This window comes from Actinoplanes sp. NPDC020271, assembly GCF_044388125.1.
Lineage (GTDB): Bacteria > Actinomycetota > Actinomycetes > Mycobacteriales > Micromonosporaceae > Actinoplanes.
This window is the reverse complement of record NZ_JBIRWQ010000005.1, coordinates 130,785-157,740: the sequence shown is the minus strand read 5'-3', so window position 1 is coordinate 157,740 and position 26,956 is coordinate 130,785. Positions and strand designations below refer to the sequence as shown.

Sequence of the window (26,956 nt, the reverse complement as noted above, 5' to 3'; positions counted from 1 at the left end):
CTGTACAGTCGCCAGCCGTGACTACGGAGCAACCTGACTGGGCGGACACGATCCACCGCCTGTGGGCCTCCGTGTCGACGATCACCTCCCGCGAGGAACTCTCCGACCTGGTGCTGCCGCCGCTGCTCGGCATGCCGGGCGCGGTCGGCGCGTGGGGGCTGCGGCACACGACCGGGGCGGCGATCGACGTCTACCGCTGGGCCGGGCTGCCGCTGGCCGGGGCGGCACGGTCGGCCGCGCTCGCGCTCGCCGGCGGGGAAAGCAAACACGACTGGTTGGCGGAGCACGGCGTACGGCACGTCGCGGTCACCCGCTTCGACGTCGGCGGCGACGTCGGCGGCACGATGATGGTGCTCCTCGACGAGACCGGTGACCCGGAACTCGCCGCGGTCCGGCTGGGCCAGGTCGCGGACGTCACCCGGGAGGCGATCCGGCGGCTCGCCGCGCACCGGGCCGAGCAGGCGCAGCAGACCCGCGACGCGCTGCTCGCCGAGGCGTCGTTGCAGATGGACGCGGTGCTCGACCGGGCCCAGACGATGCGCCGGGTCGCCCGGATGGCCGTGCCGGCGATCGCCGAGGGCTGTCTGGTCTACCTCTGCGAGGACACCGGGCCGGAACTGCGCAGCGCGGTGCACATCGACATGCGGCGGCTGAACGCGCTGCTCGCCGGTGAGCGGATCGCGGCCCGCCTGCAGGCGCTCGCCCGGGACGCCGTGGGTGGACGGCCGGGCGTGCGGGCCGTCCCCGGCGCCGGGATCGTCGACGTGCAGGTGTTGCGCGCCCGGGGGCGTACGTCCGGGGTCCTGATCTTCATGTTCGACCGCAACCGCAACGACGTGCCGCCGGCCCGTTTCCTGCGCGACCTGGCCCACCGGGCCGCGCTGGCGCTGGACAACGGCGAGCTCTACGAACAGCGCCGCCGTGAGGTCGTGGCGATGCAGCAGCACCTGCTCCCCCGGCGGCTCCCGAGCGTCGACGGGCTGGAGTTCGCCGCCTCGTACACCGTCGGTGACCGGGTGATGGAGGTCGGCGGCGACTTCTACGACGTGGTGGTGCGGGCCGACGGCGTGGTCGCCGCCCTGATCGGTGACGTCTGCGGCCGTGGCGTGGACGCGGCCGCGCTGACCGGCATGTCCCGGCACACACTCGGTGCGCTGCTGCACGAGGGGCTGTCCCCGGCGCGCGCGCTGAGCCGGCTGAACGACTCGCTGCGGCGGGAAGGGTCGTGGCGGTTCCTGACCGCCGGGATCGGGCTGTTCCGGCCGGACGGCGACGGGTTCACCGTGCAGTGGATGTCGTGCGGGCATCCGGCGCCGCTGATCCTGCGCCGGGGCGCGCCCGCGGAGGCCGGGCGCGGCGGCGGCACGCCGATCGGAGTGATCCCCCGGCTGCGCATCGGCCGGTCCCGGATCCGGCTCGGGGCCGGGGACACGCTGGTCATGTACACCGACGGGCTGACCGAGAGCCGCGACGCGCAGGGCCGGATGTTCGAGGACGAGGCGCTGCCGCAGGCCCTCGAAAGGTTACGAGACGTTCCACCGGAGACGCTGGTCCGGGAGTTGAGTGCTGCCGCGGCCGGGTTCGGGGTGAGCGGCGCCGATGACATCGCCGTCCTAGCGATCGGGGTTGCACTGTGACGGAACTGGTTCTGGTCGTCGAGGACTCGCCGGCGGACGTGGAGGCGATCGAGCGGGCGATCAGCCGCTCGCACCCGCAGTTGCGGCTGGAGTTCCTGCGCTCCGGCACCGAGGTGCTGACGCGGCTGACCGCGCCCGGCGCCGCCCTGCCCACGATCATGCTGCTCGACCTGAACATGCCGGGCGAGGGCGGCCTCGCGGTGATCCGGCAGGTCCGCGCCGACGCCACGCTGGACGGCATCCGGATCATCGTGTTCACCTCGTCGGAGGACCAGGCCGAGGCGGACGCCTGCTACGCGGCAGGCGCGGACAGCTACATCTACAAGCCGGTCAACTTCGCCCTGTTCCAGACCGTGCTGCGGCAGACGCTGGACTACTGGGGGAACGTCGCCCACATCGTCGTGCCACCACCCGGGGACTCCTCGGCCCAGACCTGACCGCCGTGCCGCTCGACGATCCGGCGCACGATCGCCAGCCCGGCACCGGAACCCTCGGCGCTCGGGTGCAGGCGCCGGAACAGCTCGAACGCCTCCTCCCGCAGGTGCGCGGGCATGCCGATACCGTTGTCGCGGACGTAGAGCGCGTCGTTCTCCACGCCGACGGTCACCGTGCGGGGGCCGTCCTCGCGGGCATACTTGGCCGCGTTCACCAGCAGGTTGACCAGCACCTCGTCGAGCAGCACCGGGTCGGCGACGATCGGCTCCGGATCACCGGCCAGCGTGACCTCGACGGCGGCCGCCTCCAGCCGCGGGCCGGCCACGTCCATGGCCCGGGCCAGCGCCTCGCGCGGGGTGATCGGCTCCCGGTGCAGCTCGGTGCGGCCCAGCCGGGAGTAGTACAGCAGCGAGTTGAGCAGCTCGTCCATCCGGCCGGCCAGGCGCTGGATCGCCGCCAGCCGACGCTCCGTCACCTCGTCGAGCCGGCCCGCGGTGTCCTCGGCGATGAACGTCGCGTAGTTCGCGATCCCGCGCAACGGCTCCTTCAGGTCGTGGGCGGCGGCGTGTGCGAACGAGTTCAGGTCCACGTTGCTGCGGCTCAGCTCGGTGTTGAGGGCGGCCAGACGGTGGGCGTGGGTCAGGGCGATCCCGGTCAGCGAACGGCCCAGCTCGGCGGCCGTCGCCAGGTCGGTGGGGCTCCAGGGGGTGCTGCGGCCGCGGACCGTGGCGAGGAAGACCGCGGTGGAGCCCCGCGGGGTGAGGCGTTTGCCGTTCGGTCCGAGGACCACGGGGGTACGGGGGTCGGCGGCCCAGCGGCGGGCGACGGTGCGCTCGCGGCGCAGCCAGACGACGCAGTCGCCGTCGGCGCCGATGGGCAGGACCAGGGCGCCGGCGAGATCCTCCCCGCCGAGCCGGCCATCGTTCTGGTCGCCGAGCCGGTCGCTGTGCCAGAACGCGTTCGTCGGCAGTTTCGCGACGACCTCTTCCGCCCGTTCTTTCGAGATGTTCCCGGTGGACGTCACGATGCCGCCGAACCGAACCGCCACCGCGTCACAATCGACGACCTGCGCCAACCCGGCCGGGGACAACCCGCTCGCCAGGTCGACCGAGATCCGCTCCAACAGCCGGGCGATGGCGATCCGCGATCGTTCCCGGACAGCCGCCTCGTCCCGCGCCCGCAGCCCGGCCAGATGCAGTGACAGCGCCACCCCGAAGAACTCGCACGCCGCCCGGACCGTCGGACTCAGCGCCTTCGGCTTGCGCCCGTGACACGCGATCAGGCCCCAGAGCCGCCCGTCGGAGAGCAGCGACACCGACATCGACGACGTGACCTCGATGTTCCGCAGGTACTCCAGGTGGAACGGCGACACCGTACGCAGCACCGACTGCGACAGGTCGAGCGGCTCCCCGGTCTCCGGCAACACCTCCGGCACCAGCCGCGCGGTGGCGTCCCCGACGTCGGCGATCACCCGGATCCAGTTACGTTCGTACAGCGCACGGGCCTGCGGCGGAATGTCGGTGGCCGGGAACCACAACCCCAGCCACGGCTCCCAGTCGTCGACCACGTCCTCGGCGATCACCTCACCCGGGCCGTCGACGGCCTCGAACCGGTAGGCGACGACCCGGTCGTACCCGGTGATGTCCCTGATCTCCCGCACCGCGGCCCGGGCCGCCTCGGCGACCGTGGTCGCCCGCTGCAATCGCATCAGCGCCTGCCGTACCAGCAGCGCACCCATCGCCTCCGCGGCGGCCGGCTCGAACTCCAGCACCAGCAGCCCCTCGGCCCGGTGCACGGTCACGTCGAATCGCTGGTCATCTCCGGGCAGCGTCACCGGCATCATCGCCGTCTGCCCGGTGTCCGCATCCGCCAGCGTCTCCAACAGCCCCCGCGGGGGGGGGGGGGGGCCCGCCGCGCCCGCCCCCGCCCCCCCCCCCCCCCCCCCCCCCAACACGCAGCGCCGGCCGATACCGACGGCGGCCCCCCCCCCCCCCGCCCCCCGCGCCCGCCCCCCCCCCCCCCCGGGCGGGCGCGGCCCCGGCCCCGCCCCCCCCCCCCCCCCCCCCCCCCCCCCCCCCCCCCCCCCCCCCCCCCCCCGCGACTCGAGATCCTCGCACGGCCCGAGCATCCCGGCCGCATTCTCGCTGGTCATGACGATCCGTCCGGCGCGCGCCGCCACCAGCGCCCCGTGCGACTGCACCCCGCCCAGCCGATGGATCGGCTCCCGCACACAGGCCGTCAGGTCGAACGGCGTGCCGACCTCCCGCTCAGCGGCCTGCGCACGCTCCGACAACCAATCCATTGAAGACCTTTCATGTCCCATCCGGTCCGTGGCCCCTCTCCGCCGTTCCCGTGGGGCCGGGCCGGCGATCTGGCCGCTACGCGTCCACCACGATCGCCGCCCGCTTCATTCTCCGTGGGTGGTTCCGCTCGCCCCCGACCCGACCCCTCCCCGCCGGCGCCCGGGGCTGCTTCACGAGCCCGGAGACATCGTTCAGCGCCGGCCGGACTCCGGCGGCCGGTCCTCAGGGGCGGTTCGCGGGGGGCTCGTAGTGCGCTGCGGTGGCGACTGGAGGGGCTCGGCTCGTGGGGTGCGGGTTCGGGTTCGGGTGGCGGTGTGGCGGTGGCGGTGATGGGAGGTTTTTCGGTTTTGGGGGTTTTATACTTGATCTTTACGGTGGCTGGCGGTGGAGGTCGGGTGGCGGAGGTCTACCGGAGCGTGAACGCCGCGGGGAGCGTCGCCGCCGCGGCGAACGAGCGTGGGGAGATGTTGCGCCGGGCAGGACGGCCCGGGGAGGCGGCCGGGCACTTCGAGCGGGCGCTGGAGGCGCTCGGGGCGGTTCGGGAGCCGGATCCGGGGACGCATTCGGCGATTCTCAACAATCTGGCGCTGACCGCGTATCAGCAGGGGGATCTTCCGCGGGCGCGGCGGTGTCTGGTGCGGTCGCTGGCGGTCGGGCCGCTGGTCGGGGATCCGGCCGGGCGGGCGATCACGTTCGACAATCTCGGCGTGGTCGAGGTCGAGTTGGCCCGCGAGGCCACCCGCCGGCCCGCGCCCGGGGAACGAATCGGGTCGGATGGGACTGCGGACGAGGACCGGGCCGGACGGGCGGCGGTGCATCTGGCCGAGGCCGAGCGGTGCTTCGCGGCGGCGGAGCGGCTTTTCCGGAGTGTGCTGCCGGAGGCGGTGGACGACTACTTGCGGTCGGTGCTGAATCGGGTGGACCTCGCCGAGATCCAGGGTGCGGCCGAGCGGATGGATCGGCTGACGCGGCACGCGGCGGAGCTGGCCACGCATCATGCGGTGGCGCCGGAGAACGCGCTGGAGGCGGTGACCATGCGCGGCAAGTTCCTGCATCGGCGCCGGGGCCGGCCGCGCAGTGCGGTGGAGTTGATGACCGCGCGGCTTCCGGGGCTGCTGGCGGACTGCCCGGCCGAGCGGAGCGCTTCGGCACTGGTCGTGCTGCTCGCGGCCGCGGGGGCTACCGGGGACCCGGCGCTGGTCCGGGACGTGACGACACGGATCACGGAGCTGGGCGGCTCACCCCCGGCGGCGAGCACCACCGGCAGCAGCACCCCGGCGGCAAGCACCGCCAGGACCGCCGCGACGGTGAGCACCGCCTGAGGCTCACCGGCGGCAACCACCGCCCGGGGGCATGACGGCGGTGAGTACCGTCCGCGGCGCGCCGGGGCGGAGCGGGCCGAGGTGGGGAACAGGGCGGCGGGAACGGGCGCGCGGGGTTAACGTACGTTCATGGGAGCGGGCCGCTGGCGACGGGTGCGCCTACCCCTGCCTGCCCTGCAGTCGACGATCACCGCGCACGTCTGGTCGCCGCCGAGCGACTCCGACCGCCTGCTGGTCGCCCACGACGGGCCCGACTACCAGGGTCTGGCCGAGCACGCCGCGCTGGCGAACCGCTATCACCTGGCCCTGCTCCCGGCCCGGGACCGCGATGACTGGTATTCGGCCTGCCCGGCGTACGCGCAATCCCTGGGTCTGGAGATTCTGCCCCGTCTCCGCTCGCGCCTGGGGACGCGCAGTGCGGTCGGTGCCGGCGCGAGTCTCGGCGCGCTGGCGATGTTGCACGCGCAGCGCACCCATCCGGCGAATTTCGCCGGGCTGTTCCTGCAGTCGGGAAGTTTCTTCCAGCCGCGTCACGATCGGCAGGAGTCCGGGTTCCGGCATTGGCCGCGGATCATCCGGTACGTGCGCCGGGTGCTCGCGGCGAGTCGCGGACCGGCCGTGCCGGCGACGCTGACCTGCGGTGACACCGAGGAGAACCTGGCGAACAACCGCGATATGGCGGATGCCTTGCGAATTCAGGGGTATGCGGTGACCCTCGCCGTCGGACCGGGCGGGCACGACTGGCCGACGTGGCGTAACGCCCTGGATCCACACCTGACCGCCCTGCTGAGTGAAGCCTGGCCCGAGTAGAACGTGGAGGCGACCGTGGCCGACGTCGAGCACACCATCGGGTTGCTGCTGGGCACCGAGGACGACTGGCCACGGGCCTTCGAGTCGCTGTTGCGGCGGCTCGGCACGGTCTCCGGGCCGGACGGGCGTTCGCATCGGACGCGGCCGGTGCGGGTCACGATCGAGCCGTTCAACTTGCGCTACCGGCCGCAGCACGACCTGGTGATCGACCGGCTGGCCTACTGGTACTACCACCCCCGCGAGTGGCTGAAGAAGATCGCGCTGATGGACGGCGTGTACCTGTTGAACAGCCCGTTCACGTTCCAGTCGATGGAGAAGCACGCGGCGTACTGCGCGATGATGCGGCTCGGGCTGAAGGTGCCCGAGACGGTCCTGGTCCCGTTCAAGAATCCGCTCGACAACTCGCGCTGGGCGTACACCGCGGCGCGCTACAACCGGCCGTTCGATCTGGAGGCGACTGCCGCGCAGGTCGGCTACCCGCTCTACATGAAGCCGTATGACGGCGGTGCCTGGGTCGGCGTTTCCAAGATCAAGAACTCGGAAGAGCTTCATGCGGCGTACGACGCGTCGGGCGAGCGCCTGATGCATCTGCAGGCGTCCGTCGAGGGTTACGACGTGTTCGCGCGTTCGCTGACGATCGGCCCGGAGACCATGGTGATGCGGTTCCGGCCGGATCAGCCGATGCACGCGCGCTACGAGGTCGACCACAACTTCCTGTCGGACGCGGCCGGCGACGAGGTGGTGACGATCTCACGTCTGGTCAACGCGTTCTTCCGGTGGGAGTTCAACTCGTGCGAGTCGCTGGTGCGCGGCGACGACGTGTTCCCGATCGACTATGCGAACGCCTGCCCGGACGTGGCGCTGACCTCACTGCACTACTACTTCCCGTGGGCGATGACGGCGCTGCTGCGGTGGACGGTCTTCTGCGTGGTCACCGGGCGGAGGATGCGACTCGACACCGACATGGGGGACTATTTCGCCGTGGCCGATGATCCGGATCGGTCGTACCGGGAAAAGCTCGTGGGTTATCGGGATCTTGCCGACCGCTATTTCGAGATCGATCGCTACCGGGAGTTCTGCGCGAAGCACCTGAGCAACGTGGACGACATCGTCTACGACTGGGTGAGCTCGGAGGAGTTCCGGTGCATGCTGCGGGAGACCGTGCGGGCGATGTTCCCGGTGCACGAGCACGAGAAGTTCCTCGCGCACTTCCACGGGCTCATCGATGCCTGGATTCGGGACCAGGGGCGTTGACGCGGTAACACAGTGGTCATCAATATGTTCCCATGCATCCATGGGAGCGCTCCCGCGCAATCGCCGCTTTTGCGGCACTCCTCCTGGTCGGAGCCGCCGCTCCGGCGCATGCCGATGAACCGGGCCAGAATGCGACAGAACAGGTCGTCAACGGCGGATTCGACGGCACGGCCGACCCCTTCTGGTCCACCGCGGGCATGCCGATCGCGCTCAGCGACGGCCGGGCCTGCGTGGACGTGCCCGGCGGGACCACCAACCGCTGGGACGCCGCGATCGGGCAGAACGACATCGACCTGGTCGCCGGCGAGACGTACCGGTTCAGTTTCGACGCGAGCGGGGACGCCGGACACGTGGCCCGGGCGATCACCGGGCTCGCGGTCAGCCCCTACGACACCTACTTCGAGCAGTCCCCCGTGCTGGGCGACACGCAGCACTACGAGTACACGTTCACCGCCTCGACCAGCACGAACCAGGCGCAGGTCGCGTTCCAGGTGGGCGGCAGCGCCGACCCGTGGCGGTTCTGCGTCGACAACGTCTCCCTGCTCGGCGGCGTGCCGCCCGAGGTCTACGTGCCCGACACCGGGCCGCGGGTGCGGGTCAACCAGGTCGCCTACCTGCCCGACGGGCCGAAGGCGGCCACGGTCGTGACCGAGTCGACGACACCGTTGCCGTGGGTTCTGTCCGACAAGAACGGAAAGATCGTCGCCAAGGGCAAGACCTCCCCGTACGGCGTGGACGCCAGCTCGGGGCAGAACGTCCAGACGATCGACTTCAGCCGGTACACGCGAAGCGGCACGGGCTTCACGATCACGGCGGACGGTGAGACGTCGCGTCCGTTCGACATCGACAAGTCGGCGTACAAAGCACTGCGCACCGACGCGCTGAAGTTCTACTACACCCAGCGCTCGGGCATCGAGATCCGCGACGACCTGCGCCCCGGTTACGGCCGCGCCGCCGGTCACGTCGACGTCGCCCCGAACCAGGGTGACGGCAACGTGCCCTGCCAGGCGGGCGTCTGCGACTACACGCTCGACGTGCGCGGCGGCTGGTACGACGCCGGTGACCACGGCAAGTACGTCGTCAACGGCGGCATCTCGGTGTGGGAGCTCCTCAGCGAGTACGAGCAGTCCCACGCCGTACGCTCGGTGAACCTGACCATCCCGGAAAGCGGCAACCGCACCCCGGACATCCTCGACGAGGTCCGCTGGGAGCTGGACTTCATGCTCAGGATGCAGGCCCCGAACGGCATGGTCCACCACAAGATCCACGACCAGGCCTGGACCGGGCTCCCGCTGCTGCCCTCGCAGGACCCGCAGCCGCGCGAGCTGCACCCGGTCTCGACCGCGGCGACCCTGAACCTGGCGGCGACCGCGGCCCAGGCCGCGCGGATCTACGCCAAGTACGACCCGGCGTTCGCGAAGCGGGCCCTGGCCGCGGCGAAGAAGGCCTACACCGCCGCGAAGACGAACCCGATCGCGCTCGCACCGGAGTCCGACGGGGTCGGCGGCGGGGCGTACAACGACGCGAAGGTCTCCGACGAGTTCTACTGGGCGGCCGCGGAGCTGTTCATCACGACCGGGGAGAAGGCGTACGCGAATGATGTGATCTCCTCCCCCGAGCACACCGCCGACGTGTTCGGGGCGGGCGCCTTCGACTGGGCCTCGACCGCCGCCGCCGGGCGGCTCGACCTCGCGTTGGTCCCGAACCGCCTGCCCGGGCGCGACAAGGTCCGGCTCTCCGTCGTCCGGGCCGCGCAGAAGTACCTGGCGATCCAGCGGTCGCAGGCCTACGGCGTGGCCTACGCCCCGGCCGGCAACTCCTGGGACTGGGGCTCCAACAGCATCATCCTGAACAACCTGGTGGTCGTCTCGGCCGCGCACCAGATCACCCACCGGAGTGAGTTCCGCGACGGCGTGCTGACCGGCCTGGACTACCTGTTCGGCCGCAACGCGCTGAACCAGTCCTACGTCACCGGGTACGGCGAGGTCAGCTCGCAGAACGAGCACAGCCGCTGGTACGCCCACGAGCTCGACCCGGCTCTGCCGCATCCGCCGGCCGGCACCCTGTCGGGTGGCGCGAACTCGTCGATCCAGGATCCGCTCGCCCAGGAGAAGCTGAAGGGCTGCGTCGCCCAGTTCTGCTACATCGACGACATCCAGTCCTGGTCGACGAACGAAGAGGCGATCAACTGGAACGCGGCGCTGGCCCGGGTCAGCGGTTACGTGGCAGAAATCCGCTAGTTCACCTGCGGTAGCGGCGGCGATTCGTGGCGTAACGTGCGAAACATGCAGGCACTGCGCTTCGCCGCCGCTCTCTACCGGCGCCAGCTCGCCATCCACTACTGGGGCCGGGTACGGCGGGACCCACTGTCCCGCCTGCACCTGGCCGAGGGACGGGTCAACCCGTACGCCGTCTACGACGAGGTCCGGGCGATCGGCCCGGTCGCACCCACCCGGCTCGGCAACTACACGTCCGCGACCCACGCGGTCTGCAACAGCGTGCTGCGGGACCGGCGGTTCGGCCCGCGGGCGGTGGAGATGAACGGGCCCGGCGCGCCCGGCGACGAGATCGACATGTCGATGCTGGACAAGGACCCGCCGGAGCACACCCGGCTACGGCGCCTGGCCCAGCCGGCGTTCAGCCCGAAGCAGATCGCCGGGTACCGGCCGCGGGTCGAGCGGCTGGTCGGCGACCTGCTCGACGCGGCCGCGGCCCGGGGCACGTTCGACATCGTGCACGACTTCGCGGCGCCGCTGCCGATCGCGGTGATCTCCGACCTGCTCGGCATCCCGGACGCGGACGCGGACGCGTTCGCCGAACACGGTGCGGTCGTCGGCAGCGCCCTCGACGGTGTCCGGTCACTGCGGCACGCGGCCGCCCTCATGGCCGCCAGCAACGCGATGGACGAGGTCTTCGTCCGGCTGTTCGCGCTGCGCCGCCGGGAACCGGCCGACGACGCGGTGAGCCGCATCCTGGCCGCCGAAGGTGATCAGATCCAGTCACACGAGCTGCTGCCGCTGTGCCGGCTGCTGCTGGTGGCCGGCTTCGAGACCACGGTCAACCTGATCGGCAACGCGGTCAACGCGCTGCTCGACCACCCGGAGCAGTGGGAGACGCTGCGGGCCGACCCGGCCGGGCTCGCCGACGCCGCCGTCGAGGAGACGCTGCGGTTCGACTCGCCGGTGCAGCGGACCGCCCGCTGCGCGCGGGAGGACGTCGAGGTGGCCGGGCACACGGTCCGCCGCGGCCAGTTCCTGGTCTGCCTGCTCGGCGGGGCCAACCGGGACCCGGAGGTCTACACCGACGCCGACCGGTTCGACCTGCACCGCGTGCCGGAAGCGGACCACCTGGCGTTCTCCAGCGGCATCCACTACTGCGTGGGTGCTCCGCTGGCGCGGCTGGAGGCCGGGATCGCGCTGCGGATGCTGGCCGAGCGGATGCCCGGGCTGCGGCGGGCCGGGGCCCTGACCCGGCGCGACGCGAGCATCATCCGCGGGCCGCTCACGTTGCCGGTGGCGACCGGCCGGCCCGCCGTGCTGACCGCTTAGAGGGCGCCCGACGGCTTTTTCAGCGGCCTCGGGAAGGCGAGCCGGAGCGAGGGGCCGCGCGCATCCGATCGAAGAGGTTGCGGGTGGCACGCTGGATGCGGGCGTCCGTGTACGGCGACTTCACCAGCGCCAGCGGCCAGTGGAACGTTCCCGCGTCGAACATGATCGTGCCGCGCGGGCTGACGCTCAGGCTCGTGTTCTGCACCAGGGCGCCGCGTTTGGCGTCGGTGAACGGGCTGGCCGACAGCACGGTCCGCTGCGCGCCGAACCCCATCGGGATGCCCGGGAAGACGCCGTCGGCCTCCCCGCCGACCAGTTTCGGGATGGTGTCGCCGTCGCGCAGGCCGGTCCCGGCCCAGAGCCAGTGCCCGGCCTCGCGGACCACGAGCGGGACCGGCTTGTCGGGGATGCCGTTGTACTGCACGCCGAGCAGCCGCCCCTCGGCGTGGGCGTGGCCGGAGCCGAGATCACGCCACAGCTTGGTCGGGCCGAACCGGCCGGGTGACGGGTCCACCGCGTCCTTGTAGCAGGTCACCACCCGGCCGGCCGCCTCCAGCCGCACGTTCCAGTAGGCGTTGTTGGCCCCCAGGAACGCACAGTGCGTGCCGCCGCGGAACGCCGCCTCGACCACCTCGCGCATCGCGCCGGACCAGTACTCGTCGTGCCCGGAGAAGACCAGGCCCTTGTGCCGTCCCGGGTCGACGCGACCCTCGTGCAGGTCGACGTTGGTGGCGTAGGTGACGTCGTAGCCGTTGCGCTCCAGCCACTGCGCGGCGGCGACGTCCATGGCGAACAGCTTGGGGCGGCCGCCGTTGGCGAACGGGCGGTTGAACGACACCCGGTACGCCCGGTTCTTGATGTCGCCGACCTTGCCGGGCGCGGCGTACCCCCGGTAGAGGTTGCGGCCGGTACGCCCGTCCATCGGCCACATGTTGTACGCCGAGTACGTGTTGAACGGCAGCACCATCACGAAGTCCGACTTCCGCTGGTCCTCCCGGACCACGAACGGGGTGACGGCCCGATGCCCGTCGGCGGTCTCGAAGACCGCCATGTAGATCCCGGAGGTCCAGTACGCCGGGACGCTCAGCGTCCACGAGACCGGCCAGTCGCAGTCGACCAGACCGGTCACCGGGTCCGGTTTCGGCACCGCGCGCGGCTGCCCGGCCAGCTCACCGCTGGCGCCGACCTGGCGGCTCCGGCCCGCACCGATCCGGAAGACGGTGACGGTGAACGGCTGCGGACGGGCGACGGTCACGTGGAAGCCGATGGTGCCACCGGCGTTCACCGAGGTGGCCGACGCGTACCCCTGGATCTCGCGGATCTTGTCGGTGACGTTGAGCGGCAGGCGCATGACGTCGACCGCGGCCGGGGCCGTGCGCGGGGTCGCCCGCGGGCGCTCCAGGAAGTTCGAGCGGGGCACGCTGCTCGCCTCGGCGGGCACGGACAGGCCGGTGGCCACCGCTCCGGTGCCCAGAGCGAAGAACTTCAGCACGGTACGACGAGCTGAGCGTGACAACCGAAACACCTTCCCCGTGGTGGCCGCTCGTCGCGCGAAGCCGACCGCCGGCTCCGCTCGCTGCGGCGAGCCGAAAGCTAGCACAGGAAAGCAACAGGAAAGTCGGGTGTCGATGCCGCCTCGGAGCCGCCGTCGTTTTCCGGCCGGAACAACGGTAAGCAGTCGGCCCGGGGCACCACCGGTGCCCGGCCGCCGCGGCGCGTCGACCGGAGTCCCCCGGTCCCTGAAGGCGCGGTAGCCGCCGTTCCCGACGCCCAGGGCACGGGACGAGCATGGCCGGCGACACCCGCTCCACCAGCCGTTCGGCTGTCGTCACCAAACGGGACGGGACGCCGGGGCAGGACAGCTCGTGATCAACTCGCGGTGCTGACCGTTGTTTCCGGCCGGGGAGCCGCCGGCGGCCCCTCAGATGCCGAAATGCCGGGTGCCGGTGAGTCCCAGCAGCTCGGTCAGGCCGGTGACCCGTAGCTGACGGTGCACGAACTCACTCGGGTTGCGCAGCTGGAAGCCGCAGCCGATGTCCCGCGCGGCCCGCTGACCGGCGACGAGGGCGCCGATGCCGACCGAGTCCATGAACGTGACGTAGGTCAGGTCGACGATCATCACGGCCGGGCGGTCCCGCTGCAGCGTGTCCAGCAGGGTCTCGCGCAACGACTCGACGGTGGCCGAGTCCAGACTGCCGCGCACCTCGACGACCGTGGTGCCGTCGGCCTGCCGCCGTGTCGTGATCACGGCCTCGCCCATTGGACCTCGCCCACCGATCATCCGAGTCGGGCGATTTGCCCGATCTGAACACCGTACCCGTCCCGATGCAACCCTCGCAGGCTGCCGCGCGGTTTGCCGTAAGCGCCGGACAACCCGTACGCCAAGCGGGTTTTGCAACTTGAAAGAGGGAAGTTCACACATCGCGCCGATCACCTCGGTGAGCGGGTTGCGCCCCGGTCAACGCGGGATGACGGTGATCTGACGCGTCGAAGGGGGAACGGTATGGCCAGGCCGGGACTGTTCGCGATCCGGGACGTCGGATCGCTGATCCACGAGACGTCCGAGGAGGGCACCGAGCTCAAGAAGGCGGTCGGCGTCACCCAGCTGACCGCGATGGGGGTCGGCGCGATCATCGGCACCGGTATCTTCGTGGTGATCGGCAAGGGCTCCGGCATCGCCGGGCCGGCCGTCATCCTCTCGTTCGCGCTGGCCGCGGTGGCCTGCGTGTTCTCGGCGCTGTCATATGCGGAGCTGGCGTCGTCGATCCCGGTCTCCGGCAGCGCGTACACCTACACCTACGCCACCCTGGGCGAGATCGTCGCCTGGATCATCGGCTGGGACCTCATCCTCGAGTACGGCGTGTCGGTCGCCGGCATCGCGATCGGCTGGGGCGGCAACCTCAACGCGTTCCTGGACGCCGCGTTCGGGTTCAGCCTGCCCGACGCGATCAGCAAGTCCCCCGAGGACGGCGGGGTCGTCAACCTGCCGGCCGTCTTCATCGTCCTGGCCATCACCCTCCTGCTGATCCGCGGCGTGACCGAGAGCGCCCGGGTGAACCTGGTGATGGTCGTGGTCAAGCTGACCGTGCTGATCTTCTTCCTGGTGGTGGCGTTCGCGAACTTCAGCACCGGCAACTTCCACCCGTTCGCGCCGGCCGGGATGGACGGCGTCACGGCGGCCGCGGCAATCATCTTCTTCGCGTACATCGGGTTCGACGCGGTCTCCACCGGCAGCGAGGAGGCCCGCAACCCGGCCCGCGACCTGCCCTGGGCGATCATCGGCTCGCTCGCCATCTGCACGGTGTTCTACGTGCTCACCGCGGTCGGCGCGCTCGGCATCGCCAGCCCCGACCAGATGAAGGACAGCGACGCGCCGCTCGCCGCCGCGCTGGACCAGGGCGCCGGGATGAGCTGGGCGGCCGGGATCCTGGCGCTCGGCGCGGTCGTCGCGATCACCAGCGTGGTGCTGGTGATCTTCTACGGCCAGACGCGGATCTTCTTCGCGATGTGCCGGGACGGGCTGCTGCCGCGCCGGATGGCCAAGGTCAACCAGCGCTTCGGCACACCCGCCCGCCTGACGGTCACGCTCGGGGTGCTGATCGCGATCCTGGCCGCGCTGGTCCCGCTCGGCACCATCGTGGAGCTGGTCAACATCGGCACGCTGTTCGCGTTCGTCCTGGTCAACATCGGGGTGATCATCCTGCGGCGGACCAAGCCGGACATGCCGCGGCCCTACCGGGTGCCGTGGTCGCCGGTGCTGCCGATCCTCGGGGTGGCGTTCGCCGTCTACCTGATGTCGGACCTGCCCCTGGACACCTGGATCCGGTTCGTCGTCTGGCTGGCCGTCGGTCTGATCATCTACGCCGCTTACGGCTACCGGCATTCCCGCGTACGGCAACGAGCCGCGGCCGTCGCCGCCGAGCCGGCCGCGCTCGAGGAGCCCGGACCGGACCGGCGTGACGAGGACCGGTCATGACCGCGCCCGTCATCGTCGGCGCCGATCACAGTCCCGGCAGCGCCGGCGCCCTGACGCTCGGCCGCTGGCTGGCCACCGCGCAGGACGCCCCGCTGATCGTCGCGGTCGTGCACCCCGCACCGTCCGCGATCGGCTCCGGCCGGGTCGACGCCGAATGGGTCGCCGACCGCCATCAGGCCGCGCGGCGCATCCTCGACGAGGCCCGGTCCGCCCTGGCCGACCCGCCCGGCGTCGACTACCGGGTCGTCGCGTCCACCTCGGCCGCGCACGGCCTGCACGACCTGGCCGAGCAGTCGGGCGCCGCGATGCTGGTGGTCGGCTCCGGGGCCGCCGCACCGGCCGCGCGGATCTTCGCCGGCAGCACCGCCGAACGACTGCTGGCCGGCAGCGTCTGCCCGGTCGCGATCGCCCCGGCCGGTGGCGCCGCACCCGGGTCGGCCGGGCGGATCGGCGTCGCCTACGTGGACACGCCCGACGGGCGGGCGGCGTTGAACGCCGCGGCGGGGCTGGCACGGCGTACCGGAAGCCCGTTGTTGCTGGTCACGGTAGTGGCCGGTGGGGACGCGGCACTGCCGTTCATGATCGGCGACGACGCCGAGCGGGCGTTCCTGGACACCGCCCGGGAGACGTACGAGGAAGCCCTGCGCAAAGCCGCCGCGACCGTCCCGGACGTGCCGGTGACGTGCGAGCTCCGCGCCGGTGACGTGGTCGAGGAACTGGCCGCCCTGGACGAGGTGGACGTGCTGTTCTGCGGGTCCCGTGGCTACGGGCCGGCACGCCGCGTGTTACTCGGCGGCGTGTCGGGCCGGCTTCTGCGACGGGCCGGCCGTCCGCTCATCGTGGTGCCGCGCGCCTGAGTTGTTCCCCACGAAGGTGGGCTCCTCCGCCGCCCGCTGATCCCAGGCGGGCGGCGGCGGGTTCAGGTCGACCATCGGCACGTAGACCCGGGCGTCCACCGCCTCGCCCAGCAGCAGCGCCGCGACCAGCGCGGTCGGCCGGTCCTCGGGCTCGCGCCGCAGGCAGCGGTAACACAGGTCGAGCACCTCGGGCGGCAACCCGTCCACGGCCGGCAACGGCTCCGGGTCCCAGTAACGCTGGGCGTGGATCAGCTCCGTGGGCGACCTCGTGGTCCACGGATGCCGCCCGGCCAGGCAGTGGTAGAGCAGCGAGCCGAGACCGAACATGTCACTGGCGGGGGTGGCCGGGCGCCCCTCGAAGCGCTCCGGGGCGACGTACGCGGGGGTGCCCATGACCGGGCCGTCCGGGTCCGGCTCGGGTGCCCCGACGGCCGCGGCGATGCCGAAGTCCAGCACCTTCGCGCCGCTCGGGGTGAGCATCACGTTGGCCGGCTTGATGTCGCGGTGCACCACCTGCTCGGCGTGCGCGGCGGCGAGCGCGGCCGCCACCTCGGCGCAGATCCGCACCGCGATCCGCCAGTCGAGCCGGCCATCGGCCAGATGCCGGCTCAGCGTCTGCCCCTCGACGAGCTCCATCACGATGTACGGCACGTCGCTGCGCCCGGGTGCCGGGGACGTTCCGAAGTCGTGCACCCCGGCCACGTTGGGGTGCGCGAGGCGCGCCGCCGAACGGGCCTCGGAGCGGATCAGTTCCACCCCGGCCTCGCCGAGCGTGCCCTCGACGGCCGGAGCCATGATCTTGACGGCGACCGGCCGGTCGAGGACCTGGTCGTGCGCGCGCCAGACCTCGGACATCCCGCCCAGGCCGATCCGGTGCACCAGCTGATAGCGCCCACCCAGCGTCCGCACAGAGCTCCCCTCACCGTCGGGGCCTCGATACCCGTGCCCTCTGGGGCACAAACGCACGAAAATGGCGGAACCAAACCTTGTGGGTCCGGTTCCGCCATGTAATACGTCTGCTGCTGTACGCAAGCCCTGACGCCTGATCAACGCTAAGGCACGGACGTTCGGTTCCCCCACAGGCCCCCACCGAGAGTGACGACCCTTACAGCATGAACCCGGCCTGAGCAGGAGTTAAGGTGACAACAAGCGTCACAGAACGCGATCAGACCCTCTCGGTACGAAGATCGTGCGCCCCGTCCGCCCGGGTCGCCTCGTAGTAGATCCGCCGCCCGCCGCCCGGCAGGTCGACCAGGCTCAGGTACCGCAGCCCGTACGGCTCGTGCGGGCTGCCGACCGGCTCGTGCTCCTCGGCCACCAACTCGGAGAACGTCCCGTCGGGCAGTCGCGTGCCCCGGGCCACCCCGGTGCGCTCCTCCCAGTTCTCCCCGGCCGTGGCCCGCCCGTCGTAGGCGACCGTGATCTCGTCCCCGTTCACCTGGACGGAGGACACCCGCACGCCGCGCGCGTCCCACCGGCCGGGCCGCGGGGCGAGCGCCGTCCGCCGCCGGGTCCAGTGCACGCCGTCCGGGCTGGTCGCGTACTCCGTGGTCATCCGGTCCGCGTCGTCCCAGGACTCCAGCGGGTGCACCGACGCCCACAGGTGCCAGCCGTGCTCGTCATGGTGCAGCACCGGATCCTTCCAGCCGGCCGTCTCGTCCCCGGCCAGCACCGTCACCGGCTCCGCCGTGGCCAGGGCCTCCGGGGTGGCCGCCTCCAGCAGCTCCACCCGCCAGTGCTTGGTGCCCGGGGTGGCCGCGCTGACGTAGAGCCGCCACCGCCCCTCCGGCGTGCGCACCAGGGCCGGCCGTTCCAGCGACTCCGCCCCGAACTGGTCCTTGGAGACCTCGGCCACCACCGTGAAGCTCACGCCGTCGGCCGAGCGGGCGATCACGTTGGCGATGCCCCGGCCGGCCCCGATCGGCAGCCGCAGCCGGTAGGCGAGCCAGACGTGGCCGTCGGCCACGATCGAGCTGGGCGCGCCGGACCACGCGCCCGGCTCGGTGCCCGGCGGCTCCACCACCACCGTGGCGTCTTCCCCGCTCGGCAGTGGCAGGGTGGTGGTTCCGACGGTCACCGGACCTCCTGAGGATCGATGTGGGCCCGGGCGTGCCGGTCGACGCTCAGCCAGTCGTCGAACCGTTCGCCCGTCAGCTCCTGGAGCAGCGCGATGTCCGCGCTGAAGTGTGGCAGCAACTCGGCCCGCTCGGCCGGTGTCGTGACCGGGCGTGTCCCCTTCTTGCGGTGCAGCAGCGTCAGCAGCGGACCCCGGGCGGCCAGCCGCAACGGCACCGGGAACCGGTGACCGACGTTGCCCCCGGCACGCAGCAGGCCGCGCAGCACGGCGTTGACCGCGTTGTCCTCGACGACGTGCCGGTTGACGTTCTCCTTCGGGATCGCGGTGAGCACGCCGGTCCGCACCCCGAGGAACGAGCAGACCCGGTCGAGCGTGGCGGCCGGGGAGTCCTTGAGTTCCTTGTAGCGCAGCAGGAGCACCTGCTCGCGCGGGAACCGCTCGTAGAGATGCTCCAGCTGCTGCCCGTAGCGGCCCAGCCCCAGGTAGTGCCAGAACTGCGCCCAGCCGGCCGCGATCCGGTCCGGCTCGGCCCGGCAGGCGGCCAGGAAGTCGGCCTCCGGCTCCAGGCCGGCGTTCCACAGATGGGTCCAGTTGGAGTGGGCGCGGTCGACCGGGTCGCGCAGCAGCAGGATGATCCGCGCGTCCGGGGTGAGCTTGCGGATCCGGTCGTGGGCCCCGGGGTCGTGCAGGTAGAACGGGGTCGCCTCACCGAGCAGCGCACCGGCCGGCGCCTTCGCGAACAGCGCCTCGTAGTCCTTGCGCCGCCAGATGTGCTCCTGATAGGTCTGCACGTCGCCGGGGCCGCCGTGATCCGGTGGCGGCCCGTCGGAGAGGAAGAACTTCGGCTCCTTGACCGGCGACAGGTAGAGCTCGGGATGACCCACGAGCGCCGCGTGCAGGGCAGTGGTGCCGGCCTTGGGCACGCCGGCTATCAGAAAGTCGGGAAGCGCCATGGAACCTCCTCACGGGAAAGTGAGGTAAGCCTACAGGGATACTAGGCTTTCGCACGCCCGTCCGGCGACCGCCGGCGCCACCATCGCGAACGACGGAACCGGGAGCACTCCCCCGGGGCGCAGGTCACACACTCACTGCCGGGCCGGTAATGCCGGTGCGCCGCGGCCGGATGACCGCACACACAGGAGCCGCTGTCAGTCGTCATCACCCGCGAGAATACCCCCGCCGTCTAGCCAATTCTCATTACACCGCGTAATCTCGGCATGCTCCCGGCACGCCTGCCAGCGCGAATGTGGTCACTATTCAGTGACGCACCGTAGTGACTGAACTTTTTCGCGACGGCGCGCGTACCGGGAAACGACACCGAATTCGCTTCACCCCGGGAGCGTGCACCATGTTCCGGCTCATCCAGCTGCACACCGAAGCCGGTGTGCCACGCATCGGCGTCGACCCCGACGGATACGTCAGCGCCCGCGCCGCCCTGGCCCGTTACCGCACCCAGCCGGCCACCTACTTCGCCGTCGGCCGCTTCGACCACGAGGGCACCCTCACCGAAGTGATCCTCGACCCGTCCTGCGGCCTCGACGGCGCCTGCCAGCGACCCGCGTCGGTCATCCACGCCAAGACCTTCCAGCGGCTCTGCGAGGCCTGCGCCAGCGGCATGGACGTGCTCACCGTCCCGCAGCTCGCCCGCCGCCTCGGCATCGCCTGCCGCCTCGCCCCGCCGATCGCCCGCCACCGGCAGAACACGCTCGGCGGCCTGCGCTCCCCGGCCGGCAACCGCATCGCCCGCGAATTCGCCGACCACCTCCACGACCCGGCCTGGCGCCGCGAACTCTGCGGCGAACTCGGGCAGACCCCGACCGCCCTCAACGGCCTGCTGATCGGCGCGGGGGCGCTCAGCCACCGCCAGGTCCTCGACCTCTACCCCGCACTCTGCGCCCTCGGCGAGGAACTGCCCGACGGCGTCCGCGCCGACCTCTCCCGGGCGACAGCGCGCCCCCTCTCCCCGGCCGGCGTGGCAGGCCTGCGACTCGGTCTCGGTTAGACCCTTCTCCCGTACGCCGATGATCCGCCCGTCCGCAGGCGACACGGCCCGGCCCGGGCCTGCGGACGGGCGGCCACCCGTCGTACCGTCAGGGGATCTTGATCCGCAGGACGGAGCCGGTCGCGCGGCAGATGCTGCAAGTGGTGACATAGGCGGCGTGGCCCTGGATCGTCAGGCCGCCGGGGAAGCGCAGGCCGGCGATGATCACCTGGCGGGTGCGCCGGGGGCCGACCCTGATCAGAGCACTGGACTCCAGGACGTAGAGGTGGCCGTCCGAGGACCAGGCCAGATCCGTCACCGGCGGACCGGCGGCGTAGGGCTCCGGGTTCCCGTGCGGCGGCAGGCGCCGGACGCCCGTCCCGCCGCCGGTGTAGAGCGCGCCGTCCGGGCCGCGGGTGACCGACGTCGTGCCGTGGTCGGCGAAGGACGCGATCGTGCCGGCCCGGCCGCGGATGCCGAGGCGCTGCAGCGCACCGCCGCCGGGGCTGACGACGATGCGGCTGCGCCCGTCGGCGACCAGCGCGCCCGGACCGGTCGTGTACTGCGGCGTGCCGCCGTCGTCGACGCTCACGTCCGAGGGCCCGACCGCCTCCGCACCGGCCGGGGACGCCTGGGACGGGAGACCGGTGACGATCCGCCGCACCTGACCGTTCCTGATCGCAGTTATCGCGCCGGTGGGGCCGGCGCAGATGTGACCGCCGCGCCGCTCCGGGACGCACGGCCCGCCGCGCCCGGCCTCGGCGACGTAGAGCGTGCCGTCCGCGCCGGAGGCCAGGCCACGGGGGTTGTCCAGGCCGGTCGCCACCACCTGTGACGACGGCACCGGATTGACCAGAAGACCGGCGAGCAGCACGCCGCCGATCGTCGGACCCAGGGTGATCATCTGCTTCCTCTCGGTAGCCACAATGGACTCCGAAAGGTTCCACTGCCGGACACGGGCGGTGAGCCGCCGAGTCGTAGATCCGACCGCGCTACGGTCATCCGATGGGGAGCACGCTGGCGGAACTGGTGGATCGGGCCGGGGCGCTGGCCGCGGACGGGCGGCGCGCGGTGCTGGGCATCGCCGGGCCACCCGGCGCGGGCAAGACCACCCTGGCCGAGGCGCTGGTGGCCGCACTCCCGGAGTCGTGGGTGGCGCACGTGCCGATGGACGGCTTCCACCTGGCCGACGCCGAGCTCGACCGGCTCGGCCTGCGCGATCGCAAGGGCGCGCCGGAGACGTTCGACGCCTGGGGCTACGCGTCGCTGCTGCGGCGGTTCCTGGCCGGTGCGGACGAGATCGTGTACGCGCCGGGCTTCGAGCGCGTCCTGGAGCAGCCGATCGCGGGGGCGATCCCGGTGCCGCGATCGGTCCGCCTGGTGATCACGGAGGGGAACTATCTGCTGCTCGGCGAGGGTCGCTGGGCCGGCCTGCGGGACGTGTTCAGCGAGGTCTGGTACGCCGGCCTCGACCAGCAGGAACGGCTGCGGCGGCTGATCGCGCGACACGTCCGGTTCGGCAAGGAACCGGCCGCGGCCGCGGCCTGGGCGACCGGGACCGACGAGCGCAACGCCGCGCTGATCGCCACCACGCGCGGGCGCGCGGATCTGGTCGTCCCGTCGGCACTGCTCAGTTCGCTGGGAGCTGATCCCGGAAGCGAGTTTTTGTCGTAAGCCGGTGGCATGCTTGCTCGCATGTCAGTGGAAGAGGCGGTCGAGGCTCCGCAAGCGCAGCCGCGACGGCGAGGGGCCGGCGCCCGGTTCGGTGTCATTCTGGTCGCGGTGCTCGCGTTGCTGTTCGGCGTGCCGTGGGCCACGCTCGTCTGGTCGGGCAACGCCTGGCCGACCCCCGTGTTCGTCGTCGGCACGGTGCTGTTCGTGCTGGTCGCGGCGGCATTCCCGGTCCTCATGCTCCGCGGGCACGGCCGGCACGACGACCGCAGTTCGCGCATCGCCGACACCACGCTCGGCGTGGTCTGGCAGCTGTTCGTCTGGTCGGTCCTCGGTCAGGCGGTCGGGCTGGTCCTCGCGCTGGCCGGCGTCGGCGACCCGGTCCGCTCCCGCGTCGTCTCCGCGCTGGTCCTTGTCGTCTCGGCGGTCCTGCTGCTCTGGGGTCACCGCGAGGCCATGCGTGTCTCCCGGGTGCGGAGGATCGACGTGACCATTCCCCGGCTCGGGCGCGGGCTGGACGGGCTGCGGGTCGTGCTGATCACCGACACGCACTACGGGCCGATCGACCGTTCGCGCTGGTCGCGCGGCGTCGTCGACGTGATCAACTCGCTGGAGCCGGATGTCGTGGCGCATACCGGTGACATCGCCGACGGCGAGGTGCCGGAGCGGATCTCGCAGGCGTCGCCGCTCGGTGACGTGCGCGCGTCGATGGCCCGGGTCTACGTGACCGGCAACCACGAGTACATGAGCGGCGCCCAGGGCTGGGTCGAATACATGTCGTCGCTGGGCTGGGAGGCGCTGCACAACCGGCACCTGATCGTCTCCCGCGGCGGCGACTCGCTGGTCGTCGCCGGCGTCGACGACCGGACGGCGGCGAGCTCCGGCGTCCCCGGCCACCACATGGATCATGAGGCGGCGCTGGCCGGCACCGATCCCGACCTGCCGGTCCTGCTCCTGGCGCACCAGCCGCAGCAGATCACCGGCGCGGTCGCGCACGGCATCGACCTGCAGCTCTCCGGGCACACGCACGGCGGGCAGATGTGGCCGTTCCACTACCTGGTGCGCATCGACCAGCCGGTGCTGCAGGGGCTGACCCGGCACTCCGAGCGGACCCAGCTCTACACCAGCCGCGGGACGGGTTTCTGGGGGCCGCCGTTCCGGATCTTCGCGCCGAGCGAGATCACGCTGCTGACCCTGCACGCGGAGCAGTAACGCGCTGATCGGGCGCGTCCGGCCCGTGTCGCCCAGCCGGGCGGCGCGGGCCGCTGTCGTCCCCGAGCCGGGCGGCGCGGGCCGCTGTCGTCCCCGAGCCGGGCGGCGCGGCCCGCTGTCGTCCCCGAACCGGGCGGCGCGGCCCGCTGTCGTCCCCGAACCGGGCGGCGCGGCCCACTGTCGTCCCCGAACCGGGCGGCGCGGCCCGCTGTCGTCCCCGAACCGGGCGGCGCGCGGCGGCGGAGACCGTGATCACGTTGCGGCCGGGTAGTTCCTGGCCGGGCGAATTGCCGGGAATAAACCGGTTGAGCGTGGTCGGCGGGACCGCACAGGATGGGGTACCGCCTCTCCCATCGTCCCAGAGGACTTCGTATGCGTCTGCTTCGCGACCTGTGGGTTACCTCCCGAAGTCGCACAGCGCTCGCCGCGTTCTTGATCGTGCTCGGCGCGGCCGGGTCGTCGATTGCGCTGGCGCTGGCCGGGTCGGTGCTGGTCAACCGCTCCTTCTCACTCTTCACCGTGCTGGCCGGGGCGCTCGGCGCGGCCGTGCTCAGCGACGTCTTCGTCGGCCTGATCGCGGCCCGCCTGACCGCCGACTGGGCCGCCCGCGTCCGTCGTGGACTCAACCGCGTCGCGTTCGGGCAGGACGTCCCGACGCTGGAGAACACGCCGGTCGGCGAGCTGCTCGACCGGATCGACTCGGACGTCTACCAGGTCGGCTCCGAACTGCGCGGCAGCGGCGTGCGCATCCTGCAGTCGATCGCGGTCGCCACGCTCTCGATCGTCACCGCGTTCTTCGTCTGGTGGCCGGCCGCCCTCGCCATGCTGGCCGTCGTGGTCCTGATCTTCCTGACCATGAACAAGCCCATCCAGCGCATCGGGCCGGTCCGCATCTCCGAGGAGGAGGCCTGGTCCGACCTGGCCGCCGTCATGGAGGAGGCGATCCACGGGCAGGACGACGTGCGGACGAGCCTGGCCGCGCCGTACGTGCAGCGCCTCTTCGCCGATCGGGCCCGGGAGGTGCTGGCCCGCGGGCGCCGCGTCTGGCGCTCCTCGGCGCGGGTGACCATGTGGGCCGGGGCGATCACCCGTACGCTCATCGCCTCTCTCGTCGTGGTGGGCGCGTGGGCCCTGGCCACCGGGCACATCGACGGCGCCCGGCTGACCGCGGTCTGGCTGTTGGCGCTCGGCTTCGGCGGCACCCTGGAGCAGGTCACCCGGATGGTGCCCGAGCTGCAGAACGCGCTCGGCGCGTGGGGCCGCGTGCAGATGCTCGCCGCGACCCCGCAGGAACCGACCGAGGGCGTGCCGCCGGTCGACGGTGACCTGATCGTGCGGGACCTGACGTTCCGCTACGGCGAGGCGGACAGTGGACGACCGGCCGCTCTGCGAGACGTGAGCCTGACGTTCGCGCGCGGACGGTCGTACGCGCTGATCGGTCGCACCGGGTCGGGCAAGTCGACCCTGGCCAAGGTGCTGACCCGGGCCGTCGACGTGCCGCCCGGGACGGTGTTCCTCGGCGGCGTCGACATCAACGACCTCGACGTCGAGGGTCTGCGGCGGTACACCGCGATCGTCCCGCAGCGCACCGAGATCCTAGCCGGCACGCTCGCCGAGAACATCGCGCTCTTCGACGAGACGCTGCAGCCCCGGGCCGGTGACGCGGTCGACGAGCTGGGCCTGTCGGCCTGGGTCGCCGGGCTGCCGGACGGCATCGACACCAAGCTCGGCGAGGGCGGCTACAAGCTCTCGGCCGGGCAGGAGCAGCTGGTGGCGTTCGCGCGGATCCTGGTCCGCGACCCGCAGGTGGTGATCCTCGACGAGGCGACCGCCCGGATGGACCCGGTCACCGAGTCGTGGGTGCAACGCGCCACCGACCGGCTGCTGCAGGGCCGGATCGGCGTGATCGTCGCGCACCGGCTGTCGTCCGTGCAACGCTGCGACGAGGTGGTGGTGCTGGCCGACGGCCAGGTGCTGGAGTCCGGTCCGCTGCGCGAGTCGAGACGGTTCGCGGAGCTGATGGCGAGCAGCAACCTGACCGTCCCCGCCCCGGCGCAGCCACAGAACGGCGGCGTGCTGGTCGAGGACCGCGACTGGGACACCGCCGTGCAGGTCGAGCTCGGGCCGGACGCGCTGGGCAACCCGCTGCCGACGGTCGAGCCGCCGCCGCTGCCGGAACCGCCGCCGACCCGGACCATGCGGGAGATCGCGCGGCTGGCCACCAACGACGCGCGGTACGGTCTCGGCGCGGTCGCACTGTTCTTCCTGATGGTCCTGTTCGGGCTGGACGGGGCGGTGCTGCCGCTGCTCTGGGCCGACGTGGTCGACGGCGCCGGCAACCCGCTGCTGCCGGCGACCGGGATCGCCGTGGCGCTGCTCGCGCTGATCCCGACGCTCTACTTCACCGGGGCCTGGTTCCCGGAGTGGTGGGTGCGGCAGATGCTGCGGATCAGCCTGCGCCTGGTCAACGGGCAGATCGGCCCGCGCCGGGTCAGCAAGCACACCCCGGCCGAGGTCGTCGCTCAGGGCGGTGACACCGAGCGGGTGGTGATGCTCGCCGACAACCTGATCGACAATGGCGTCGCGCTGCTCACCGTGATCGCCATGACGGTGACCTCGCAGTCGCCGGTGCCGGCCCTGTTCTTCCTCGGCACGATGCTGGTCTCCGGCCTGGCCGCGACCCTGTTCGGGCCGCGGCTGGAGGAGGCCGCCCGGCGGACCGTGGCGGCCCGCGCGGCGTTCGCGACGTCGCTGGTGTCGTCGCTGTCGGCGGCGCGCACGGTCAAACTGGCCGGCGCGACCGAGCCGGTCCTGGGCCACCTGGCCCGGCTCGACGCCAAGCGCAGCGAGCTGCAGTGGCGGGAGATCGCGATCCAGGTGTGGGCGCGGTCCACGCCGTCGATCGCGAGCGGGCTGCTGCCGATCGGGGTGTGGGCGCTCTACCTGAACGGGCGGCTCAGCGCGGCGGCCACGCTGATCGCGGTGGCGACCCTCGGGTCGGCCCGCTGGTTCGCGTGGACCACGGCGTCGCTGGTCTCGCACTTCCCGTCGGCCCGGGTGTGGACGAAACGGACGGTTGCCATGGCGGGCGCCGGGGAGTACTCCTCGGACGTGCCCGGCGTGGACATCTCGACCGGCACGGCACCGGCTCCGCCGGTACCGGCGCGGAATCCGCTGCGGTCACTCGAGCTGCGCGGCTTCAGCGCCGTCCACGAGAACGGCGCCCAGGGCGTACGGGATGTGGACCTCACCATCGACCGCGGTGAGCTGGTGCTGGTGGTCGGTCCGGTCGGGTCGGGCAAGTCGTCGCTGCTGCGCGCCCTCGCCGGGATCGTGCACCACACCGGTGACCTGCGCTGGAACGGCGAACCGGTGGAGGACCCGGAGCTGTTCCTGCGGCCGAACCAGGTGGGGTACGTGGCGCAGCTGCCCCGCGTGCTCTCCGGGACGGTGGCCGACAACATCCAGCTCGGACACGAGGTGGATGCGGCCGACGCGGTCTCGGTGGCCCAGCTGGACCACGACCTGACCGCCGCCGGTGGCGGGTTGCAGCTGCTGATCGGGCACAAGGGCACGCGCCTCTCCGGTGGTCAGCTGCAACGGCTGGCCCTGGCCCGGGCCCTCGCGCCGCGGACCGAGCTGCTGATCGCCGACGACGTGTCGTCGGCGCTGGACGTGACGACCGAGCTGGAGTTGTGGCGGGCGTTGCGGTCGCACGGGGTGACCGTGGTCGGTTCGACGTCGAAACGGGCGGCGCTGGCACAGGCGGACCGGGTGGTCGTGCTGATCGGCGGCAAGGCCGAGGATCAGGGGACGTGGCCGGAGCTCGAGGACCGCTGGGGTCACCTGGCCGGCTGAGTCCTGACCGGGCCG

General features: G+C 72.0%; 20 protein-coding genes and 1 pseudogene. 13 read left to right on the top strand and 8 right to left on the bottom strand.

Annotation, left to right across the window (positions count from 1 at the left end):
- Positions 1-17 precede the first annotated feature (17 nt).
- Both ACH442_RS13505 and ACH442_RS13500 read left to right on the top strand, forming a co-directional pair.
- Positions 18-1,637, top strand: coding sequence for a PP2C family protein-serine/threonine phosphatase (locus ACH442_RS13505; protein WP_396338265.1), 1,620 nt, complete (start codon positions 18-20; stop codon positions 1,635-1,637).
- The gene (locus tag ACH442_RS13500; protein WP_396338264.1) at positions 1,634-2,074 is read left to right on the top strand and encodes a response regulator; all 441 of its coding nucleotides are present in this window, start codon (positions 1,634-1,636) and stop codon (positions 2,072-2,074) included. The genes ACH442_RS13505 and ACH442_RS13500 overlap by 4 nt, the downstream gene beginning before the upstream one ends.
- Here the strand turns inward: ACH442_RS13500 and ACH442_RS13495 are convergent.
- Positions 2,011-3,954: an ATP-binding protein gene (locus ACH442_RS13495; RefSeq protein WP_396338595.1), complete on the bottom strand. Its 1,944-nt coding sequence runs from the start codon at positions 3,952-3,954 to the stop codon at positions 2,011-2,013. The two genes, ACH442_RS13500 and ACH442_RS13495, sit on opposite strands and share 64 nt — an antisense overlap.
- Positions 3,955-4,200: 246 nt before the next feature.
- Positions 4,201-4,374 (bottom strand): annotated as a pseudogene (locus ACH442_RS13490) (hypothetical protein); the annotation flags it as partial.
- 396 nt (positions 4,375-4,770) lie between these two features.
- Between ACH442_RS13490 and ACH442_RS13485 the strand changes: the two are divergent.
- The 5 genes from ACH442_RS13485 to ACH442_RS13465 all read left to right on the top strand — a co-directional run bounded on the left by ACH442_RS13485 (position 4,771) and on the right by ACH442_RS13465 (position 11,309).
- Positions 4,771-5,697 carry a tetratricopeptide repeat protein gene (locus ACH442_RS13485; RefSeq protein WP_396338263.1) on the top strand — a complete coding sequence of 309 codons (927 nt, stop codon included), beginning with the start codon at positions 4,771-4,773 and terminating at the stop codon, positions 5,695-5,697.
- 129 nt (positions 5,698-5,826) lie between these two features.
- Complete coding sequence (locus ACH442_RS13480; protein ID WP_396338262.1) at positions 5,827-6,507, top strand: alpha/beta hydrolase; 681 nt, start codon at positions 5,827-5,829, stop codon at positions 6,505-6,507.
- 15 nt (positions 6,508-6,522) lie between these two features.
- On the top strand, positions 6,523-7,761 hold the full coding sequence (locus ACH442_RS13475) for a RimK family alpha-L-glutamate ligase (RefSeq protein ID WP_396338261.1): 1,239 nt from the start codon (positions 6,523-6,525) through the stop codon (positions 7,759-7,761).
- Positions 7,762-7,793: 32 nt separating this feature from the next.
- Entirely contained in the window at positions 7,794-10,001 is a 2,208-nt protein-coding gene (locus ACH442_RS13470; RefSeq protein ID WP_396338260.1) for a glycoside hydrolase family 9 protein, read from the top strand.
- A gap of 45 nt (positions 10,002-10,046) precedes the next feature.
- A complete protein-coding gene (locus ACH442_RS13465) occupies positions 10,047-11,309 on the top strand; it encodes a cytochrome P450 (RefSeq protein WP_396338259.1) in 1,263 nt (420 codons plus the stop codon).
- Positions 11,310-11,328: 19 nt separating this feature from the next.
- On the opposite strand, the gene ACH442_RS13460 is transcribed toward ACH442_RS13465, so the two are convergent.
- Together ACH442_RS13460 and ACH442_RS13455 are read right to left on the bottom strand one after the other, a co-directional pair.
- Complete coding sequence (locus tag ACH442_RS13460; RefSeq protein WP_396338258.1) at positions 11,329-12,825, bottom strand: N,N-dimethylformamidase beta subunit family domain-containing protein; 1,497 nt, start codon at positions 12,823-12,825, stop codon at positions 11,329-11,331.
- Positions 12,826-13,230: 405 nt separating this feature from the next.
- Positions 13,231-13,557 carry an STAS domain-containing protein gene (locus ACH442_RS13455; protein ID WP_396338257.1) on the bottom strand — a complete coding sequence of 109 codons (327 nt, stop codon included), beginning with the start codon at positions 13,555-13,557 and terminating at the stop codon, positions 13,231-13,233.
- Positions 13,558-13,812: 255 nt separating this feature from the next.
- On the opposite strand from ACH442_RS13455, the gene ACH442_RS13450 reads away from it, so the two are divergent.
- Together ACH442_RS13450 and ACH442_RS13445 are read left to right on the top strand one after the other, a co-directional pair.
- Positions 13,813-15,285 (top strand): amino acid permease, encoded by a 1,473-nt coding sequence (locus ACH442_RS13450; RefSeq protein WP_396338256.1) that lies wholly within the window; start codon positions 13,813-13,815, stop codon positions 15,283-15,285.
- Positions 15,282-16,142 carry a universal stress protein gene (locus ACH442_RS13445; RefSeq protein WP_396338255.1) on the top strand — a complete coding sequence of 287 codons (861 nt, stop codon included), beginning with the start codon at positions 15,282-15,284 and terminating at the stop codon, positions 16,140-16,142. Before ACH442_RS13450 ends, ACH442_RS13445 begins: the two co-directional genes overlap by 4 nt.
- Here the strand turns inward: ACH442_RS13445 and ACH442_RS13440 are convergent.
- The 3 genes from ACH442_RS13440 to ACH442_RS13430 form a co-directional block, all read right to left on the bottom strand.
- Positions 16,071-17,051 carry a serine/threonine-protein kinase gene (locus tag ACH442_RS13440; protein WP_396338254.1) on the bottom strand — a complete coding sequence of 327 codons (981 nt, stop codon included), beginning with the start codon at positions 17,049-17,051 and terminating at the stop codon, positions 16,071-16,073. The genes ACH442_RS13445 and ACH442_RS13440 overlap by 72 nt on opposite strands.
- A 256-nt stretch (positions 17,052-17,307) precedes the next feature.
- Positions 17,308-18,219, bottom strand: a complete 912-nt coding sequence (locus tag ACH442_RS13435; RefSeq protein ID WP_396338253.1) for a hypothetical protein — start codon at positions 18,217-18,219, stop codon at positions 17,308-17,310.
- Positions 18,216-19,172: a sulfotransferase family protein gene (locus ACH442_RS13430; RefSeq protein WP_396338252.1), complete on the bottom strand. Its 957-nt coding sequence runs from the start codon at positions 19,170-19,172 to the stop codon at positions 18,216-18,218. Before ACH442_RS13430 ends, ACH442_RS13435 begins: the two co-directional genes overlap by 4 nt.
- 395 nt (positions 19,173-19,567) lie before the next feature.
- Between ACH442_RS13430 and ACH442_RS13425 the strand changes: the two genes are divergently transcribed.
- Positions 19,568-20,221, top strand: coding sequence for a hypothetical protein (locus ACH442_RS13425; RefSeq protein WP_396338251.1), 654 nt, complete (start codon positions 19,568-19,570; stop codon positions 20,219-20,221).
- An 88-nt stretch (positions 20,222-20,309) separates the two neighbouring features.
- On the opposite strand, the gene ACH442_RS13420 is transcribed toward ACH442_RS13425, so the two are convergent.
- Entirely contained in the window at positions 20,310-21,125 is an 816-nt protein-coding gene (locus tag ACH442_RS13420) for a ScyD/ScyE family protein (protein ID WP_396338250.1), read from the bottom strand.
- Between the two features lie 80 nt (positions 21,126-21,205).
- On the opposite strand from ACH442_RS13420, the gene ACH442_RS13415 reads away from it, so the two are divergent.
- The 3 genes from ACH442_RS13415 (at position 21,206) to ACH442_RS13405 (ending at position 26,941) form a co-directional block, all read left to right on the top strand.
- Positions 21,206-21,874, top strand: coding sequence for a nucleoside/nucleotide kinase family protein (locus ACH442_RS13415; RefSeq protein WP_396338249.1), 669 nt, complete (start codon positions 21,206-21,208; stop codon positions 21,872-21,874).
- Positions 21,875-21,895: 21 nt separating this feature from the next.
- On the top strand, positions 21,896-23,083 hold the full coding sequence (locus ACH442_RS13410; RefSeq protein ID WP_396338248.1) for a metallophosphoesterase: 1,188 nt from the start codon (positions 21,896-21,898) through the stop codon (positions 23,081-23,083).
- A gap of 372 nt (positions 23,084-23,455) precedes the next feature.
- Positions 23,456-26,941 (top strand): ATP-binding cassette domain-containing protein, encoded by a 3,486-nt coding sequence (locus ACH442_RS13405; RefSeq protein ID WP_396338247.1) that lies wholly within the window; start codon positions 23,456-23,458, stop codon positions 26,939-26,941.
- The last annotated feature ends 15 nt before the right edge of the window (positions 26,942-26,956 follow it).

Bases quoted from the DNA above. Each gene is read 5' to 3' on its own strand.
- ACH442_RS13430 (WP_396338252.1), bottom strand. From the start codon at position 19,172: ATGGCGCTTCCCGACTTTCTGATAGCCGGCGTGCCCAAGGCCGGCACC.
- ACH442_RS13425 (WP_396338251.1), top strand. From the start codon at position 19,568: ATGTTCCGGCTCATCCAGCTGCACACCGAAGCCGGTGTGCCACGCATC.
- ACH442_RS13405 (WP_396338247.1), top strand. From the start codon at position 23,456: ATGCGTCTGCTTCGCGACCTGTGGGTTACCTCCCGAAGTCGCACAGCG.
- ACH442_RS13445 (WP_396338255.1), top strand. From the start codon at position 15,282: ATGACCGCGCCCGTCATCGTCGGCGCCGATCACAGTCCCGGCAGCGCC.
- ACH442_RS13465 (WP_396338259.1), top strand. From the start codon at position 10,047: ATGCAGGCACTGCGCTTCGCCGCCGCTCTCTACCGGCGCCAGCTCGCC.
- ACH442_RS13480 (WP_396338262.1), top strand. From the start codon at position 5,827: ATGGGAGCGGGCCGCTGGCGACGGGTGCGCCTACCCCTGCCTGCCCTG.
- ACH442_RS13450 (WP_396338256.1), top strand. From the start codon at position 13,813: ATGGCCAGGCCGGGACTGTTCGCGATCCGGGACGTCGGATCGCTGATC.
- ACH442_RS13415 (WP_396338249.1), top strand. From the start codon at position 21,206: ATGGGGAGCACGCTGGCGGAACTGGTGGATCGGGCCGGGGCGCTGGCC.
- ACH442_RS13470 (WP_396338260.1), top strand. From the start codon at position 7,794: ATGCATCCATGGGAGCGCTCCCGCGCAATCGCCGCTTTTGCGGCACTC.
- ACH442_RS13410 (WP_396338248.1), top strand. From the start codon at position 21,896: ATGTCAGTGGAAGAGGCGGTCGAGGCTCCGCAAGCGCAGCCGCGACGG.